15 protein-coding genes are annotated in these 16,102 nt (G+C 69.8%); 1 reads left to right on the top strand and 14 read right to left on the bottom strand.

Annotated elements, in window-relative coordinates; all coding sequences use genetic code 11:
- Nucleotides 1-98: 98 nt before the first annotated feature.
- Nucleotides 99-857, bottom strand: a complete 759-nt coding sequence (locus L1081_RS16440; protein WP_489413127.1) for an SDR family NAD(P)-dependent oxidoreductase — start codon at nt 855-857, stop codon at nt 99-101.
- A gap of 127 nt (nt 858-984) precedes the next feature.
- Here L1081_RS16440 and L1081_RS16445 point away from each other — a divergent pair, with 127 nt between their 5' ends.
- A complete protein-coding gene (locus L1081_RS16445) occupies nt 985-1,872 on the top strand; it encodes a LysR substrate-binding domain-containing protein (RefSeq protein ID WP_489413128.1) in 888 nt (295 codons plus the stop codon).
- Nucleotides 1,873-1,881: 9 nt separating this feature from the next.
- Here L1081_RS16445 and L1081_RS16450 read toward each other — a convergent pair whose 3' ends face one another.
- The 13 genes from L1081_RS16450 to L1081_RS16510 form a co-directional block, all read right to left on the bottom strand.
- On the bottom strand, nt 1,882-2,745 hold the full coding sequence (locus L1081_RS16450; RefSeq protein WP_489413129.1) for an isocitrate lyase/phosphoenolpyruvate mutase family protein: 864 nt from the start codon (nt 2,743-2,745) through the stop codon (nt 1,882-1,884).
- Complete coding sequence (locus tag L1081_RS16455; protein ID WP_489413130.1) at nt 2,742-4,157, bottom strand: FAD-dependent oxidoreductase; 1,416 nt, start codon at nt 4,155-4,157, stop codon at nt 2,742-2,744. The genes L1081_RS16450 and L1081_RS16455 overlap by 4 nt, the downstream gene beginning before the upstream one ends.
- On the bottom strand, nt 4,154-4,753 hold the full coding sequence (locus L1081_RS16460) for an isochorismatase family protein (RefSeq protein WP_489413131.1): 600 nt from the start codon (nt 4,751-4,753) through the stop codon (nt 4,154-4,156). Before L1081_RS16460 ends, L1081_RS16455 begins: the two co-directional genes overlap by 4 nt.
- Complete coding sequence (locus L1081_RS16465; RefSeq protein WP_489413132.1) at nt 4,750-6,804, bottom strand: hydantoinase/oxoprolinase family protein; 2,055 nt, start codon at nt 6,802-6,804, stop codon at nt 4,750-4,752. Before L1081_RS16465 ends, L1081_RS16460 begins: the two co-directional genes overlap by 4 nt.
- On the bottom strand, nt 6,801-8,501 hold the full coding sequence (locus L1081_RS16470; RefSeq protein WP_489413133.1) for a hydantoinase B/oxoprolinase family protein: 1,701 nt from the start codon (nt 8,499-8,501) through the stop codon (nt 6,801-6,803). Before L1081_RS16470 ends, L1081_RS16465 begins: the two co-directional genes overlap by 4 nt.
- Nucleotides 8,494-9,021 carry a LeuD/DmdB family oxidoreductase small subunit gene (locus L1081_RS16475; RefSeq protein ID WP_489413134.1) on the bottom strand — a complete coding sequence of 176 codons (528 nt, stop codon included), beginning with the start codon at nt 9,019-9,021 and terminating at the stop codon, nt 8,494-8,496. The genes L1081_RS16470 and L1081_RS16475 overlap by 8 nt, the downstream gene beginning before the upstream one ends.
- Nucleotides 9,018-10,304, bottom strand: a complete 1,287-nt coding sequence (locus L1081_RS16480; protein ID WP_489413135.1) for an aconitase/3-isopropylmalate dehydratase large subunit family protein — start codon at nt 10,302-10,304, stop codon at nt 9,018-9,020. Before L1081_RS16480 ends, L1081_RS16475 begins: the two co-directional genes overlap by 4 nt.
- Complete coding sequence (locus tag L1081_RS16485) at nt 10,301-11,257, bottom strand: tripartite tricarboxylate transporter substrate-binding protein (protein ID WP_489413136.1); 957 nt, start codon at nt 11,255-11,257, stop codon at nt 10,301-10,303. Before L1081_RS16485 ends, L1081_RS16480 begins: the two co-directional genes overlap by 4 nt.
- 49 nt (nt 11,258-11,306) lie before the next feature.
- Complete coding sequence (locus tag L1081_RS16490; protein ID WP_489413137.1) at nt 11,307-12,017, bottom strand: ATP-binding cassette domain-containing protein; 711 nt, start codon at nt 12,015-12,017, stop codon at nt 11,307-11,309.
- On the bottom strand, nt 12,014-12,775 hold the full coding sequence (locus L1081_RS16495; RefSeq protein ID WP_489413138.1) for an ATP-binding cassette domain-containing protein: 762 nt from the start codon (nt 12,773-12,775) through the stop codon (nt 12,014-12,016). The genes L1081_RS16490 and L1081_RS16495 overlap by 4 nt, the downstream gene beginning before the upstream one ends.
- Nucleotides 12,768-13,748: an ABC transporter permease subunit gene (locus tag L1081_RS16500; RefSeq protein WP_489413139.1), complete on the bottom strand. Its 981-nt coding sequence runs from the start codon at nt 13,746-13,748 to the stop codon at nt 12,768-12,770. The genes L1081_RS16495 and L1081_RS16500 overlap by 8 nt, the downstream gene beginning before the upstream one ends.
- Nucleotides 13,745-14,617, bottom strand: a complete 873-nt coding sequence (locus L1081_RS16505) for an ABC transporter permease subunit (protein WP_489413140.1) — start codon at nt 14,615-14,617, stop codon at nt 13,745-13,747. The genes L1081_RS16500 and L1081_RS16505 overlap by 4 nt, the downstream gene beginning before the upstream one ends.
- A 274-nt stretch (nt 14,618-14,891) precedes the next feature.
- Nucleotides 14,892-16,094: an ABC transporter substrate-binding protein gene (locus L1081_RS16510; protein ID WP_489413141.1), complete on the bottom strand. Its 1,203-nt coding sequence runs from the start codon at nt 16,092-16,094 to the stop codon at nt 14,892-14,894.
- Nucleotides 16,095-16,102: the final 8 nt, after the last annotated feature.

Consider the following 16,102-nt stretch of genomic DNA (forward strand, 5'->3'; position numbering starts at 1 on the left):
TTCTATTTTGCAGGGGCTTTGCACTTTTGGCTGTCAATGACCTTCTGCGGTTGAAGGTTAATGGGTGCGCAGCGGGGCCGCGCGCCCCGCCGCCCGGATCAGAACTCCTGCGAAACCGGCCGCAGTACCACCTCGTTGATGTCCACGTCCGCGGGCTGCTCCACGGCATAGACCACGGCGCGCGCCACGGAATCGGCGGGAATCTGGTTGGCCTCGTAGAACGCCTTCACGCCGGCCGCGCTCTCGGCGTCGGTGCTGCCGAACTTCAGCTCCGACTCCACCGCACCGGGCGAGACGATCGTCACGCGCACGCCGCTGTTGCCCATTTCCACGCGCAGCCCTTCGGAGATGGCGCGCACCGCATGCTTGGTCGCGCTGTACACGGTGCCGATCGGCGTGAACACCTTGAGCCCCGCGATCGACGCCACGTTGACGATGTGGCCGCTGCCCTGCGCCTGCATGCGCGGCAGCACCGCGGCAATGCCGTAGAGCACGCCCTTGATGTTGACGTCGATGGTGCGGTCCCACTCCTCGACCTTGAGCTTCTCGATCGGCGACAGCGGCATCACACCCGCGTTGTTGACCAGCACGTCGATGCGGCCGAAGGCCTCGACCGTCGCTGCGGCGAGCTGCTCCAGGTCGGCGCGTTTGGCCACGTCGGTGGCCACGGCGATGGCCTCGCCGCCGGCCTCGCGGATTTCGGCGACGACCTTCTCCAGACGGTCGGTGCGCCGCGCCGCGAGCACCACCTTGGCGCCGCGCGCGGCCAGGTGGCGCGCCGTGGATTCGCCGAGCCCGCTGCTCGCGCCGGTGACGATGGCGACCTTGCCGCGGATGTTGTCTTGAACGGATGTCATGGGAAATTCCTTTCGGGTGTGTTTGAAGAAGTGCATGCAGTGTGGAAAATCCACGCGTTCCCGTAAATGAAACTCTCGCGACTTCAGAATTCCTTGATCTGGAACACGCCTTCACTTGAAAGCCCCCATGGCCAACCGTCTCGAAGCCCTGCGCGTGTTCTGCACCGCCGCCGCCGCCGCCAACTTCCGCGAGGCCGCCGCGCGCCTGTCCGTCTCGCCGCAGGTCGTGACGCGGGCGGTGCGCGAGTTGGAAGAAGAACTGGGTGAGCCGCTGTTCCACCGCAGCACGCGCGGCGTGCAGCTCACCGACTTCGGCCGGCAGCTCGCCGAGCGCGCGCGTGCCGCGGTCGGCGGCGTCGATGCGCTGTTCCACCGCGCCGACCGGCGCGCGCTGTCGCAGCACGCGGGCACGGTGCGCGTCACTGCGCCCAATGTGTTCGGCCGGCGCCTGATTCCGGAAGCGCTCGCGCCGATGCTGGCCGCGCATCCGGGCCTGGTGCTCGACCTGCGGCTTTCGGAGGCGCATGCCGACGTGGTCGACGAACAGATCGACATCGGCGTGCGCGCGGGCCCGATCCGCGATGCGCGCTTCGTTGCGCGCACGGTCGGCAAGATGCGGCTCCACGTGGTGGCCGCACCCGCGCTGGTCGAGCGCACCGGCATCCCGAAGAGTCTCGACACGCTGCCCGGCTTTCCGCTCACCGCGCTGATGGACCGCAGCTCGGGCCGCCCGTGGTCCTGGTTCTTCAGCAAGGGGCGGCAGGTGCCGGTCGCCGCGCCGGCCTTCGTCACCGACGACGTCGATGCCGAATGCGCCGCGGTGCGCGCGGGCCTGGGCTTCGGCCAGCTCGTGGGGCCGCTGGCCGAGCCGCTGCTGCAGTCGGGCGAGCTGGTGGCGGTGCTCGAGGCCGAAGCCCCCGAGCCCTGGCCGATCCACGTCTACCGCTCGCAGCGCGCGCCGGTGCCGGCGCGCGTGCGGCTGGTGTATGACGAGCTGGTCCGCGTGCTGCGCTGAGGCGGCAGGTCAGTCGTACTTCTGTCCGGTGCGCATCAGTTCCGGCGTGCCGATCACCTCGTTGAGGGCGTCGAAGTCCAGCATCTGCGGCCGCCAGGGCTGCGTGGTGCGGTGCCGGTGCAGGCTCGCGTAGTAGCCTTGCAGCGTATGGACCACGGCGCGTGCGGTGCCGCCCGGAAAGATCGCGATGCGAAAGCCATGGGCCTGCAGCGCGTCCGCATCCTGGATCGGCGTCTTGCCGCCTTCGACCATGTTGGCGAGCAGCGGCACGCGGTCGCCGAAGCGCCGGCAGGCGGCGTCCATCTGCCCGGGCGAGCGCAGCGCCTCGATGAAGAGCGCATCGACGCCGCAGGCGAGGTAGGCCTCGGCGCGGTCGAGCGCGGCCTCCAGCCCTTCGACCGCGACCGCATCGGTGCGCGCGAGGATCAGCGTGTCGCTCGAGGTGCGCGCGTCCAGCGCGGCTTTCAACTTGCCGACCATCTCGCGCTCGGGCACCACGGCCTTGCCGTCGAGGTGGCCGCAGCGCTTGGGAAAGGTCTGGTCCTCGATCTGCACCATGGCCGCGCCCGCACGCTCGAAGCCGCGCACGGTGCGCTGCGTGTTGAGCGCGTTGCCGAAGCCCGTGTCGGCATCGACGATCACCGGCAGGTTCACGCGTTCGGTGATGCGCGCGAGCGTGTCGGCCACCTCGGTGAAGGTGGTCAGGCCGATGTCGGAGCGGCCGAGCCGCGTGTAGGCGATCGATGCGCCCGAGAGGTACAGCGCCTCGAAGCCGGCCTGCTCGGCCACGAGGGCGCTGAGGGCGTCGTACACGCCGGGTGCGAGCACGATGTCCTTGCGCGCGAGCCGGGTCTTGAAGGAGGGATTCGTCATGCGGATGCTTCCGTCGATTGGATCAGTGCGGTCGCCGTGCGCGCCGCGATGTAGCCGCCGGCCACGGCGCTCAGCAAGCCGTTGCCGGAGAGATAGCCCCACACCGCATCGCCGGAAACGCCGCCCGCCGCGCCGCCGGCGGCGAACAGGTTGGCGAAGGGCGTGCCGTCGTGCCGCAGCACGCGCATGTCGGGCGCGGTGTCGAGGCCGCCCTGGGTGTGGAACAACGCGCCCGTGACCTTGACTGCGAAGTACGGCGCTTCGAGTGCGCGTGCGAACACGCGGCCATCGGGCGGTGGCGTGCCGGCGCGCATGGCGTCGAGCGTGCCTTGCAAGACGGAAGGCTCGCAGCCGATGCAATCCGCCAGCGCAGCCACCGATTCGCAGCGGCGCAGCGCACCTGCCGCTTCGGCTTCGCAGAAGTCGGGAAAGCCCCGCGCCAGTGCAAGCAGCGGCGCGTCGAACACGTTCCACGCAATGCCGCCCGGCTGCGCGAGCACGTGCACGGCGGCTTCCGAGTAGCCCTCTGTCTCGTCGTGAAAGCGCCGGCCCTCGCAGTTGAGCTGCACGCCGCCTTCCATCATCACGGCCCACGACATCAGCGCGCCTTGCGGTGTGACCCACGAGCCATGGCCCTGGTAGCCACCCAGGTCGCGCAGGCGCGCGCCCAGTGCTTCGCCCCAGAGGATCGCGCTGCCGTCGTTGCCGGCGTGGCCGCCGAAGGTGGCTTCGGCCATCTCGGGCAGCAGCGTGCGGACCATTTCCGAATTGCCGCCGAAGCCGTTGCAGGCGAGCAGCAGGGCGTCGCAGCCCAGCGTTTCGCGGCGGCCGTCGGGCCGCGCACAGTCGATGCCGATCACGCGGTCTCCGTCGTCGAGCACCAGCGTGTCGACCAGCGCCTGCGTCAGCACCGGAATGCCCGCCGCCTCGACGGCCGCCTGCAGCGCCGCCATCAGCGATGCGCCGGTCTTCTGCGGCAACGCATGCATGCGACGCACGCTGTGGCCCGGATAGAGAAAGCCGTCGAGCAGCATCCACTGCAGCCCATGCCGTTCCTGCAACGCATCGAGCGCCGGGCCGATGGAAGCCGCATAGGCCTCGACCAGCGCAGGCGCCGCACGGCCGCGGGCCTTGGCCTGGATGTCGGCAGCAAAGCGCTCGGCACTGTCGCCCTGCACGCCATGCGCGCGCTGCGTGCGGGTGCCGGGCGCGGGGATGAAGCCGGAAGACAGCGCGGTCGATCCGCTGGGCAGCGCGTCGCGCTCCAACACCACGCAGTCCACGCCCGCATCGGCCAGCATCAGCGCGGCCGTCAGCCCGCACGCGCCGCCGCCGACGATGGCCACCGGCACATGCACCTCGGCCTCGACCTGTGCCGCACGGCGGATGAGGCGCGAGGGGCTTGCCGTCATGCGAGCGATGCGATGAAGGCCGCGCAGTCGGTCACCTCGGCCACGTTGCGCATGTCGGCCAGCGAGGTCTGGTGGCGCTCCTCGCCAAAGGCCGCGCAGCCGTCGGCCAGCACCAGCGTGCGGTAGTCGCGCATGTGCGCATCGCGCACGGTGCTGGCCACGCCGCCGTTGGTCACGATGCCGCACACGGCCACGGTGTCGATGCCCGCGCGGCGCAGCACCCAGTCGAGCTGCGTGTTGAAGAAGGCCGAGTACGCGACCTTGCTGACCGCCACGTCGACGAGCCCGGCCAGCGCGTCGACATTCGCCTGGCCCCAGCTGCCGGGCGCGAAGTCGCCCTTCTTCAGATAAGGACGCAGCGCTTTCAGGTGCGGCGACACCATCGGCTCGCCGGCCGCATCGGGCCACAGCGTGAACTGGCTGGCAACCACGAGGCCGCCCGCGGCCTTGAGCGCGCGCGCCACTTCGGCCACGCGCACCGGCAGCAGCAGAGCCGGCGGGTTGGTGTCGCCGCCGCGCGCATAGGCGCCCTTGGCGTCGAGGAAGTCGTTCTGCAGGTCGATGATGACCAACGCAGTCTTCGCCACTGTGCTCATGACAGCCTCACCAGCAGGTTGCCGTGCGCGTCGACCTCGGCGTGGAAGCCGGGTTCGAGCCACACGGTGGTGTCGGCCTGCTCGAGGATCGCAGGCCCTTCGATGCGCGCGGCCACCGGCAGTTCGAGCCGCGCGTAGCGCACGGCCTCGTGCCATTGGCCGTGGTGGAACACGCGCTGCGTGCCCAGCGGCGCGGTGCTGCCCTGCCCTTCGGGCGCGAGCACCTTCAGGTCGAACTTGGGCCGCACGCCAATGCGCGCATAGCGCAGGTTCATCACGCGGATCGGGATGCCGTCGAGCACCCGGCCGAAGGCGGCGCTGTAACTGGCCTCGAATGCGGCGCGAATGGATTGCGCGGTGATCGGCGTACTGCCCGCATCGGCCAGCACCACGGGCAGCGTGTGCGTCTGGCCCGCATAGAGCATGTCGAGCGCGATCAGCTCGCGCACTTCGTCGAAGCGCACGCCCGAGGAGTCGAGGCGCTGCTGGCAGGCGGCCGAGAGTTCGTCGATGCGGCGCTGCAGGTCGGCCACGTCGAGTTCGGCAAGCGGCCTGTTGAGGGTCTGCACCGCGTCGTGGCGCATGTCGGCGATCACGCAGCCCAGCGCCGAGGTCACGCCGGGATAGCGTGGCACGATGCCGGTGGCCACGCCCACCTCGCGCATCATCGCGCACACATGCAGCGCACCACCGCCACCGAAGGGCATGTAGGCGAAGCGGCGCGGATCGTGCCCGCGCTCGATCGACACGAGGCGGATCGCGCCCGCCATGCGCGCATTGGCCACGGTAAGGATCGCCTCGGCCGCGGCGTGCACGTCGAGGCCCAGCGGGCGCGCGACGTGCTCCTCGATGGCCTGTCGGGACTTCTGCGCATCGAGCGCCGCGAGCAGCCCGCCACCGAGCGGCCGGTCGGCGGCGATGCGGCCGAGCAGCACGTTCGCATCCGTCACGGTCGGGCGCATGTTGCCGCGCCCGTAGCACGCCGGTCCCGGCACGCTGCCGGCGGACTCGGGGCCGACCTGCAGCATGCCGCTCGCATCCACGGAAGCGATGGAACCGCCGCCGGCGCCGATGGTCTCGATCTGGATCATCGGCGAGCGGATCACCATGCCGAACTCGATGGCGGTCTGCGCGGCCAGCGCGGCCTCGCCGTTGGCCACCAGCGACACGTCGAACGAGGTGCCGCCCATGTCGCCGGTGATCGCGCTCGGAAAACCCGCTGCGCGCGCAATGGCCGCGCAGGCAATCACGCCGGCCGCCGGGCCCGAGAGCGCGGTGCGCACCGGCAGGTCGCTCGCGGTCTGGCGCGACATCACGCCGCCGTTGCTCTGCACCACCAGCAGCTCGCCCGCGAAGCCCTGCGCGCGCAGGTCGGCTTCGAGGCGGCCAAGGTAGCTGCCGACCACCGGCTGCAGCGCCGCATTGAGGGTGGCGGTCGAGCAGCGCTCGAACTCGCGGATCTCGGGCAGCACCTCGCTGGCCGAGGTGACGTGCGGGTTGGGCCAGAGCTCGCGCACGGCCGCCACGGCGAGCCGTTCGTTCTCGGGGTTGGCGTAGGTGTTGATGAAGAACACGCACACCGCTTCGCAGCCCGCTTCGAGCAGCGAGCGCGCCTCGGCGCGCACCTGTTCCAGGTCGACCGGCGTGTGCAGCGTGCCGTCGGCCAGCACGCGCTCGTCGACTTCGCGGCGCAGGTCGCGCGGCACCACGGGCACGAAGCTGCCGCGCAGGCCCCAGGTCTCGGGCCGGTCGCGGCGGCGCATCTCGAGCACGTCGCGGAAACCGCGCGTGGTGATGATGCCGGTGCGCGCCACCTTGCGTTCGAGCAGCGCGTTGGTGCCGACGGTGGTGCCGTGCACGATGGTGGCGATGGCCGCGACCGAATCGGCCACGCGCGCCACGCCGTTCATGAAGCCGCGCGCTTCCTCGCCGCGCGTGGAGGGCACCTTGACGATGCGCGCGCTGCCGTTGGCCTCGTCGAGCACGAACAGGTCGGTGAAGGTGCCGCCGACATCGACGCCGACGACCAGGGATTTGCTTGTGGTGCTCATTCGGATGCTTTCTTGCCGCCGCTAGCGGCCGTGACGTAGCCCATGGCGGCATCGGCTTCGCGCTGCGAAGCGGGCCGCTCGCCGGCACGGCCCCAGCCGCCGCCGCCGGGCGTTTCGAGCCGCACGCGCTCGCCGCGCACGAGCTGGATGCCGCGCATCTTCGACACCATGGGCGGCGTGTGCCATTCGCCCGCGTTCTCGTAGCGGAACACGTTGAGGGCGCCCGGGCCGCCGCCCGCGATGCCCTTGGGCGGCGAGGTGCCGCGCTCGCCGAAGACGAACACCTCGGCATCCTTCTCGAGCAGTTCGATCTCGTAGACGGCGCCGAGGCCGCCGCGGTGCCGGCCGTCGCCGCCCGAGTCGGCGCGCAGCGACCATTCGGTGAAGCGCACGGGGTACGCGGCCTCGAGGATTTCGAGCGGCGGAATCGTCGCGGTCGAGATCGGCGCGTTGCCGTGCGACAGGCCGTCGCCGCCCGAATGGCCGCCGTGCCCGCCGCCGAAGAAGCTGAACATCACCCAGCGCTGGCCTTCGCGGCCCTTGTCGCTGCGGTGGCCCGCGATCGACAGCGCGTTGATGGTGCCGTAGGCCTGCGCCACGGCGCGCGTGGGGTCGGCCTGCGCGGCAGCGCTGAAGATCACGTCGATCATGCGCAGGATGGTCTCGGTGTAGCCGCCGACCGGGCGCGGGCGCTCGGCGCTGATCACCAGCTTGTCGGGAATCACGAAGTCCACCGCGTCGAGCACGCCGGCGTTCGCGGGCACGTCGGGGAACAGGTGCTTGAGCGCGACGTAGCAGGCCGCGACCGCCGTGGCGCGCGAGATGTTCACCGGGCCGGCGCATTGCGGCGAGGTGCGCGAGAAGTCGAGCGAGAGCCGGTCGCCGGCCACCGTCATGTCGAGCGCGATGGTGAGCGGCTGGTTGACGATGCCGTCATTGTCGAGCACGTCCTCGAAGCTGTAGCGGCCGTCGGGCAGCGAGGCGATGTGCGCGCGCATGAGGCGCAGCGCCCGGCTGCGCAGCTCGCCAAGCGCATTCAGCACCAGGCCGTCGCCGTATTCGTCGAGCAGGCCGTGCAGGCGCTTGGCACCGAGCTCGAGCGCGGCGAGCTGGCCGTTGAGGTCGCCCCAGAGACTGTCGGGCAGCCGCGTGTTGGCCTGCAGGATAGCGAGCACGTCGGCGTCGAGCACGCCGCCCTGCACGATGCGCACCGGCGGAATCTGCACCGCCTCCTGCCAGCACTCGGTGGCCGCAGGGTTGTAGTTGCCGGGCACCGCACCGCCCACGTCGTGCCAGTGCGCGGCCGAGGCCATGTAGCAATACAGCTTGCCGTTGCGGAAGAAGGGCTTGACCAGCTTGAAGTCGTTGGCGTGCGTGCCGCCGTCGTAGGCATCGTTGCTGATCCAGATGTCGCCGTCCTTCATGCCGCCGCGCGGCGCGGCCGCCTTGGCGGTGGCGCGCACCGCGAAGGCCATCGCGCCCACGAACACCGGCAGGCCCGACTTGCCCTGCACCAGCGTGTCGCCGGTCGCGGCGTCGTACAGGCCGTGGCAGGCGTCGTGCGCCTCGGCAATGATGGGATTGAACGCGCTGCGGTAGAGCGTGGCGTCCATCTCGTCGGCCACCTGTTCGAGGCGGCCGCGCAGCACGGCGAGCGTGACGGGGTCGATCGCGACTGCAGAAGAAGGGTCAGACATTGCTTGCTTTCTGGGGGTCCGGGGAGCCGCCACGCTGGCGTAACTGGTTCATCAATCCGCCGGCGCGGACCATGTCCATGAGGAATCCGGGCACGGGCTCGCAGGCCAGTCGCGCGCCGCCAGGCGAGACGACGACGGGCACCGTGGTGTCCAGGGCGATGCGCTCGCCATCGTTCAGCGTCTCGGCCTCGGCACAGGTCAGCAGCAGCAGGCCGAGATTGAAGGCATTGCGAAAGTACAGGCCGCTGTACGACGGCGCAATCACCGCGGCCACGCCCAACTGCACGAGCACGGCCGCGGCCTGCTCGCGCGAAGAGCCGATGCCGAAGCTGGGGCCGGCCACGATCACGTCGCCCGGTTGCACTTCGCTGGCGAACTCGGGGCGCACGGCTTCGAGGCAATGCTTCGCGATCACGTCGATGCCGTGCTTCATCGCATGGCCGGGCGCGAGCGCATCGGTGTCGATGTCGGCGCCCAGGCGCCAAACCCGATGCGGGCGGTGCAGGATGTCGGCAGTCACGCGAGCACCTCGCGCGGATCGGTCACGCAGCCGCGCAGTGCGGCCGCCGCCACCGTGTAGGGCGAGCCCAGGTACACCTGCGCGGTCGGCGAGCCCATGCGGCCCTTGAAGTTGCGTGCCGTGGTCGAGATCACCGTGATGCCGTCGCCCATCGGATCGCCGTAGCCCGAGCAGGCGCCGCAGGCGGTCGGGAAGAGTTCGGCGCCGGCGTCCATCAGCACCTGCAGCACGCCCTCTTCGCGCGCCCGCTCCTGGTCGTGCAGGCTGGCCGGCGCCACGATCAGGCGGATGCCCGCCGCCACCTTGTGGCCGCGCAGCACCTGGGCCGCGGCGCGCAGGTCGTCGAGCTTGGCGCCGGTGCAGGCGCCGATGTAGGCCACGTCGACATGCGTGCCCAGGTACCGGCTCACGCCGTGCGCGTTGGCCGGGCTGTGCGGCGCGGCGACGTAGGGCTCGAGCGTGGCGGCGTCGAAGCGGTGGTGCGTGAGCGCGGCGCCTTCGTCGGTGAACCAGGGTGCCATGTCGACCGGCGGGGCGCCGGCTTGTGCGAGGAATGCGGCGGTGGTGGCATCGGGCGCGATCAGGCCGGCCTGCGCACCCAGCTCGGCGCTCATGTTGGAGAGCGTCATGCGCTCCTGCATCGACAGCGCGGCGACGGCCGGGCCGGCGAACTCCACCGCCTGGTAGCGCCCGCCGTTCATGCCGAAGCGGCCGATCATGTGCAGCATCATGTCCTTGGCGGTCACGCCGGCGGGCAGCGCGCCGTCCCACCACATGCGGATGGTCTCGGGCACGCGCAGCCAGATCTCGCCGGTGACCATCACGCCCAGCATCTCGGTGCTGCCGATGCCGAACATGTAGGCGCCGAATGCGCCGCCCGTGGGCGAATGCGAGTCGCCGCCCACGCACAGCATGCCGGGTCGGATGTGGCCGTGCTGCGGCACCACCACGTGGCAGATGCCCTGGCTGTCGTACACGTGCGGCAGCTGTTGCTCGCGCGCCCAGTCGCGCGCAATGCGCACGATGCGGCGCGAATCGTCGTCGCGCTCGGGCACGTAGTGGTCCATCACGAGCACCACGCGGGAGCGGTCCCAGATCTGCGCGCCGAGCTCCTCGAGCATCGGCTGCAGCCGGCGCGGGCCGGAGGAGTCGTGGAACATGGCCATGTCGACGCCGCAGGTCACTATCTCGCCCACCGCCACCTGCGCGCGGCCGCTGGCGCGTGCGATGAGCTTCTGCGCCAGCGTCTGCGCCAGCGCGCGGCCTGGAACATTGAAGGTCATTCCGGCCTGGCTCCCGAGAACTTGACGACCTTGGCCCAGCGCGTGATCTCGCTCTGCACGAAGGCGGCGAACTGTTCGGACGAGTTGCCCACCGGTATCGCACCCTCGGTGTCGAGGCGCTGGCGCATGTCGGCCTGCTGCAGCGCATGGCGCGCGGCATCGCCGACCTGCTTCACGCGGTCCGCCGGCATGCGGGCCGGGCCGAAGAGGCCGAACCATGCACTCGATTCGTAGCCCGGCAGCGCCTCGGCAATGGCGGGCACGTCGGGAAAGGCCGCAAGCCGCCTGGCCGTGGTCACGCCCAGTGCCCTGAGCTTGCCGGCCTGGATGTGCGCCTTGACGTTGCCCACGGCCGCGAACATCAGCTGCACCTGGCCGGCGAGCACGTCCTGCACGGCGGGCGAGGTGCCCTTGTAGGGGATGTTCACGATGTCGACGCCCGACTGCATCTTGAAGGCCTCGCCCGCCATGTGCAGCGACGAGCCCACCGCGCCGATCGCGAAGTTGAGCTGGCCCGGCTTCGCCTTGGCGAGTGCGATGAGTTCGCGCACGTCCTTCGCGGGCACCGACGGATGCGCGACGAGGATCGAGGGCGAGGTCGCCACGCAGGTGAGCGCGGTGAAGTCCTTCACCGGGTCGAAAGGCAGCGCCGGATAGAGCGTGGCATTGATCGCATGGCTGGTGAAGCTCATCAGCAGCGTGTTGCCGTCGGATGCGGCCTTGGCCACGGCATCGGCGGCGATGTTGCCGCCCGCACCCGGCCGGTTCTCGACGATCACCGTGCGGCCCAGCGCCGGGCCCATGCTGACGGCCAGCGAACGGGCCAGCGTGTCGGTCGAGCCGCCCGCGGGTGCGCCGACGAGGATGCGCACCGGCGCATTGCCGATCTGCGCGAAGGCGCTGCCGGCCCACGCGGCGGCCAGCGGAAAAAGAAGGGTGTCGCGTCTCTTCATGTGTCTTGTCTCCGGGAAAATCGAGGGTGTCCCGATGGGTACGCGGGCTTCAGAGCCCCAGGTAGGCGCGCCGCAGTTCGTCGCTGCCGAGCAGCTCGCCGGGCAGGCCCGAAAAGCGAACGCTGCCGTTCTCCAGCACGTAGGCGCGATCCGCGATCTCGAGCGACTGGCCCACGTTCTGCTCCACCAGCAGCACCGCGAGGCCGCCGTCGCGCAGTTCGCGGATCAGCGTGAACATCTCTTCCACCAGCCGCGGCGAAAGCCCGAGCGAGGGCTCGTCGAGGATCAGCAGCACGGGCTCGGCCATGAGCCCGCGCGCGATGGCCAGCATCTGCTGCTCGCCGCCGCTCATGGTGCCGGCGTGCTGCGCCATGCGCTCGCGCAGCCGCGGGAAGATGTGGAACATCTTCTCGACGTTGGCCGCGCGGCGCTCGCGCGCCCGCGTGAAGGAGCCGAGCTCCAGGTTCTCCAGCACGCTGAGGTTGGGAAACACCTTGCGCCCCTCGGGCACCTGGATCAGGCCGGCCTTGACCACGTCGCGGTAGTGCGCGCCGCTCAGGTCTTTGCCGTCGAAGCGCACATTGCCGCTCCAGGCGGGGCACAGGCCGCAGACCATCTTGTTGAGCGTGGACTTGCCCGCGCCGTTGCTGCCGAGCAGCGCGACCATTTCGCCGGCGTTCACCTGCAGGTCGACGCCGCGCAGCACCTCGACGCGGCCGTAGCCGCCGCGCAGGCCTTGAATCTCCAGCAATGCGGTCATGGTTGGACTCCCGAGGCGGCCTTGCGCAGCCGCGCCGCGGTGCCCTGGCCCAGGTAGGCTTCGACGACCTTGTCGTCGGAGGTCACCTGCGCCGGGCTGCCTTCGGCAATCAGCTGGCCCTGCGCCAGCACCCACACATGCTCGGCCAGGTGCATCACGGCCTGCATCACGTGCTCGATCATCAGCACGGTCACACCGCTGTCGGCGATGCCGCGCACCACCGGCATCATCTCGGCGATCTCCTGCGGGTTGAGGCCGGCAAGCACTTCGTCGAGCAGCAGCAGGCGCGGGCGCGTGGCCAGGGCACGCGCCAGTTCGAGCCGCTTGCGGCCGGCCACCGTGAGGTCCGACGCGGGTTTGTCGAGCTGCGGCGCGAGGCCCACGCGCAGCGCGATGGCCTCGGCATGCGCCAGCGCCTCGCGGCGCCCGCGCAGGTGCAGGTGCGCACCGACCGCGATGTTCTCGCGCACCGTCTGCGCCGCAAAGGGCTTCACGATCTGGAAGGTGCGCGTCATGCCGAGCAGCGCATTGCGGTGCGGCTCGCGGCCCGTGATGTCCTGGCCCGCGAAGCGCACGGTGCCGGCGTCGGGCTTGAGGAAGCCCGACATCAGCGCGAAGAGCGTGGTCTTGCCGGCACCGTTGGGGCCGATCAGCGCGCTCAGGCTGCCCTCCTTCACCGACAGGCTGACGTCCTGCACGGCCTTCAGTCCGCCGAAGGAACGCGAGAGTCCCCCCACGGCCAGCAGCGCCTCAGTCATGACGGCCTCCCTTGGCATTCCACAGCTGCCGCACCGACAGCCCCAGCCCCGCGACGCCGCGCGGCAGGAAGATCACGATCACGACCAATACCGTGCCGTAGATCACCATGTTGATGCCCGGCAGTTCGCCGAACAGGTTGCGCGTGAGGTCCGACAGCAGGTGCAGCACGACCGCGCCCAGCACCGGGCCCCACAGCGTGCCCATGCCGCCCACGATGGCCGCCACCAGGGCTTCGACCGACACGGCCGGGCCGTAGGCGATGCCGGCGTCGATGTACTGGAACACCTGCACGTAGAAGGCACCGGCCGCCCCCATGAAGGCGGCCGAGATGCCGATGGCCGCGAGCTTGACGCGAAACGGGTTCACGCCCACGGCGCGCGCCGCATCCTCGTTGTCGCGCACGGCCTGGAGGTAGGCGCCGAAGCGGCCGTTGCGCAGCCACCAGGTCACGAGCAGCGCCAGCACCACCATGGCCAGCACCACCCACAGGTAGCCGGCGCGCGAGGTGAACTGCAGGTTGGCCACCGATTCGCGCAACGGCACCATCAGGCCCACGCCGCCGCCCGTGAAGTTCACCGACAGCGCGAGGATGCGGAACACTTCCGCGAAGGCCAGCGTGACGAGCGCGAAATAGGAGCCCTTGAGGCCGTAGCGGAAGCTCAGCGCGCCGACGAAGAGCCCGACCAGCGCGGCACCGGCCACCGCCAGCGGCAGCGCGACCCAGGCGTTGATGCCGCCTTGCAGCTGCGCGATGGCCTGGATGTAGGCCCCGGTGCCGAAGAACAGCGCATGCCCGAACGAGAACTGCCCGCCGAAGCCGCCGAGAATGTTCCAGGCCTGCGCGATGAGCGTGGCGTAGAGCGCCATCATCACGAAGTTCAGCGTCACGCCCGACTTCGTGACGAGCGGCACGCAGCCGGCCAGCACCGCGAAGAGCGCGATGCCCGCGAGTTGTCTGTGCGCGCTGCTCATGCCCTGGCTCCGAACATGCCCTGGGGCCGGAACAGCACCACGCCGATGAAGATCGCGAAGATGCCGATCTGCCCGAGCGACTCGCCGAGGTACAGCCCGCCGAGCGACTCGACCACGCCGACCAGGAAGCCGCCGGCGAGCGCGCCGACGAAGCTGCCCATGCCGCCTAGCACGACGATGGTGAAGGCCACGAGCACGAAGCCGCCGCCTACCTGCGGGTTGACGTAATAGGCCGGCAGCAGGAAGCACGCGGCAGCGCCCAGGCAGGCCAGGCCGATGCCGAAGCTCGTGGCGTAGACGTGGTCCACGTCGATGCCCATGAGCTTGGCGCCTTCCTTCTCCTTGGCGACGGCGCGGATGGCGCGGCCGAGGTCGGTGCGGCCCATGATCCAGAACAGGATGCCGGAGACGACGAGCGCCCCCGCGAAGGCCACGAGCTTGGGCACGGCGATCATCGCGGGGCCGATGGCGACGGTGCTGAGCGAATAGGCGGTGTCGATGCTGCGGGTGTCCGACTTGAAGAACAGCAGCGCGAGGTTCTCCATGACGATCGCGATGCCGAGCGTGGCGAGCAGGATGTTCTCGTCCTTGCCGTGGCCTGCGCGGTTGATGACCACGCGCTGCAGCGCATAGCCGAGCGTGAACATGCCTGCCACCGCAATGGGCAGTGCCATGTAGGGGTCGATGCCCCAGCGCTCCTTGAGGAAGTACACCGCATACAGCGCCAGCATCAGGCTCGCACCGTGAGCGAAGTTGATGATGTGCAGGACGCCGTAGATCAGCGTGAGACCCAGCGCGATCAATGCGTACACGGCACCGGTGGTGAGGCCGTTCAGGATCGAGGGGAAGAGGATGCTTAGATCGAACATTTGTTTTGTGCGCTTTGTGGGAGCCGCCCGGTATGCGGTGCGGGCCGTGCGACCCCACTGCGCCGGCCCTTCGGGCTGCCCTGCGGTGCTCGCGTTTCGCGGGGTCTCGCAGAACTCGCTTCGCTCAAACAGCTGCGAGCCCTGATCCGCGAAACGCTGCGCTCCTCGGCGGCGCAGAGGGGTTCGCCCGGCCCGCACCGCATACCGGGCTTCAGGGTGAAACAAGCGCGGCCGGAATACAGGGGGACGCACCCGCAGCCATGCAGCGACGTGTTCATGCCCTGAGCGGAAACACAGGTTCCACCTCGCGGTAGTCGCGCGGGATGATCACCTTGATGTCATTCTTCACCACCTGCGTCATCAACGGCTGCGCGCCCTCGTTCTGTCCGTTGACGAACTTCGTCGGGCCGTACGGCATGATGTGATTCGAGAAGGTGCTCTTCTCCAGCGCGTCGACGATGGCCGCGCGCTCGGCCGACTTCGCGCGCTCCAGCGCATCGGCCAGCAGCCACATCGATGTGTAGGTCATGAAGACCTCGTAGCTGAAGAACTGGCCCTTGGCCTCCACGCGCTTGCGCAGCTCCTGCGAGCGCTTGTCCTTCGGGTTGAACCAGTGGTTGCAGTCGATGATGCCGTTGGCCGCATCCGGAAACTCCTTCACGAACTTGTAGCTCGATGCGGCGCCGCCCAGCACCGAGAAGATCGCCTTCGGCACCACCTTCTGCTGCTGCATGGTCCGCACCAGCAGCGCGTATTCGTTGTAGTAGTTGGCGGGAATCACGATGTCGGGGTTGACCGACTTCATGCGCAGCACGATGTTGTTGAAGTCGCGCGTGGGGTTGGCGTGCTTCACCACCTCCTTCACCTCGAAGCCGTAGCCCGGCAGCTCGCGCGAGAGCAGCTGCGCGGTGCCGGCGCCGAACAGCGACTCCTCATGAATGATCATCACCGTCTTGGCCGGGTTGCCTGCGGCCTTGTTGAGCACCAGCAGGTTGGCCATGGCCACCTCGGTCGACTTCCTGTAGCCGGGGCCGAAGCGGAAGGTGTTCTTCAGGCCACGCTCGACGATCTGGTCGGCCACGCCCACGTCGACCACGTGCGGCAGGTTGTACTTGGCCGCCGCCTGCGTGGTCGCCAGGCAGATGGCCGAGGCGTAGGCGCCCACGATGGCCGAGGCGCCGGCTTCGTTCATCTTCTCGACCTCGGCCGCGCCGGCCTGCGGCTGCGATTGCGCATCGCCCAGCAGGGCTTCGAGCTTCGCACCGCCGAGCGACTTGATGCCGCCGGCGGCGTTGATGTCTTCGATGGCCATCAGCGCGCCAAGGCGGCACTGCTGGCCCGAATAGGCCAACGCCCCGGTGACCGGATGCAGCACGCCAACCTTGATGGTCTTGGGCTGCGCGCCGGCCACGAGCGGGAAGGCGACGGCAGTCGCCAGGGCGGCGGACTGCGACACGAAACTGCGGCGGTTCTGCATGGGGCTTT

Source organism: Variovorax sp. MSC1_012, from assembly GCF_023667525.1.
In the GTDB taxonomy this organism is placed as follows: Bacteria; Pseudomonadota; Gammaproteobacteria; order Burkholderiales; family Burkholderiaceae_C; genus Variovorax; species Variovorax beijingensis_B.

What these genes read in the sequence shown, in the direction of transcription:
- L1081_RS16465 (WP_489413132.1), bottom strand. Translation starts at nt 6,804, where the DNA reads ATGAGCACCACAAGCAAATCCCTGGTCGTCGGCGTCGATGTCGGCGGC.
- L1081_RS16470 (WP_489413133.1), bottom strand. Translation starts at nt 8,501, where the DNA reads ATGTCTGACCCTTCTTCTGCAGTCGCGATCGACCCCGTCACGCTCGCC.
- L1081_RS16490 (WP_489413137.1), bottom strand. Translation starts at nt 12,017, where the DNA reads ATGACCGCATTGCTGGAGATTCAAGGCCTGCGCGGCGGCTACGGCCGC.
- L1081_RS16500 (WP_489413139.1), bottom strand. Translation starts at nt 13,748, where the DNA reads ATGAGCAGCGCGCACAGACAACTCGCGGGCATCGCGCTCTTCGCGGTG.
- L1081_RS16460 (WP_489413131.1), bottom strand. Translation starts at nt 4,753, where the DNA reads ATGAGCACAGTGGCGAAGACTGCGTTGGTCATCATCGACCTGCAGAAC.
- L1081_RS16450 (WP_489413129.1), bottom strand. Translation starts at nt 2,745, where the DNA reads ATGACGAATCCCTCCTTCAAGACCCGGCTCGCGCGCAAGGACATCGTG.
- L1081_RS16495 (WP_489413138.1), bottom strand. Translation starts at nt 12,775, where the DNA reads ATGACTGAGGCGCTGCTGGCCGTGGGGGGACTCTCGCGTTCCTTCGGC.
- L1081_RS16510 (WP_489413141.1), bottom strand. Translation starts at nt 16,094, where the DNA reads ATGCAGAACCGCCGCAGTTTCGTGTCGCAGTCCGCCGCCCTGGCGACT.
- L1081_RS16455 (WP_489413130.1), bottom strand. Translation starts at nt 4,157, where the DNA reads ATGACGGCAAGCCCCTCGCGCCTCATCCGCCGTGCGGCACAGGTCGAG.
- L1081_RS16440 (WP_489413127.1), bottom strand. Translation starts at nt 857, where the DNA reads ATGACATCCGTTCAAGACAACATCCGCGGCAAGGTCGCCATCGTCACC.
- L1081_RS16480 (WP_489413135.1), bottom strand. Translation starts at nt 10,304, where the DNA reads ATGACCTTCAATGTTCCAGGCCGCGCGCTGGCGCAGACGCTGGCGCAG.
- L1081_RS16505 (WP_489413140.1), bottom strand. Translation starts at nt 14,617, where the DNA reads ATGTTCGATCTAAGCATCCTCTTCCCCTCGATCCTGAACGGCCTCACC.
- L1081_RS16485 (WP_489413136.1), bottom strand. Translation starts at nt 11,257, where the DNA reads ATGAAGAGACGCGACACCCTTCTTTTTCCGCTGGCCGCCGCGTGGGCC.
- L1081_RS16445 (WP_489413128.1), top strand. Translation starts at nt 985, where the DNA reads ATGGCCAACCGTCTCGAAGCCCTGCGCGTGTTCTGCACCGCCGCCGCC.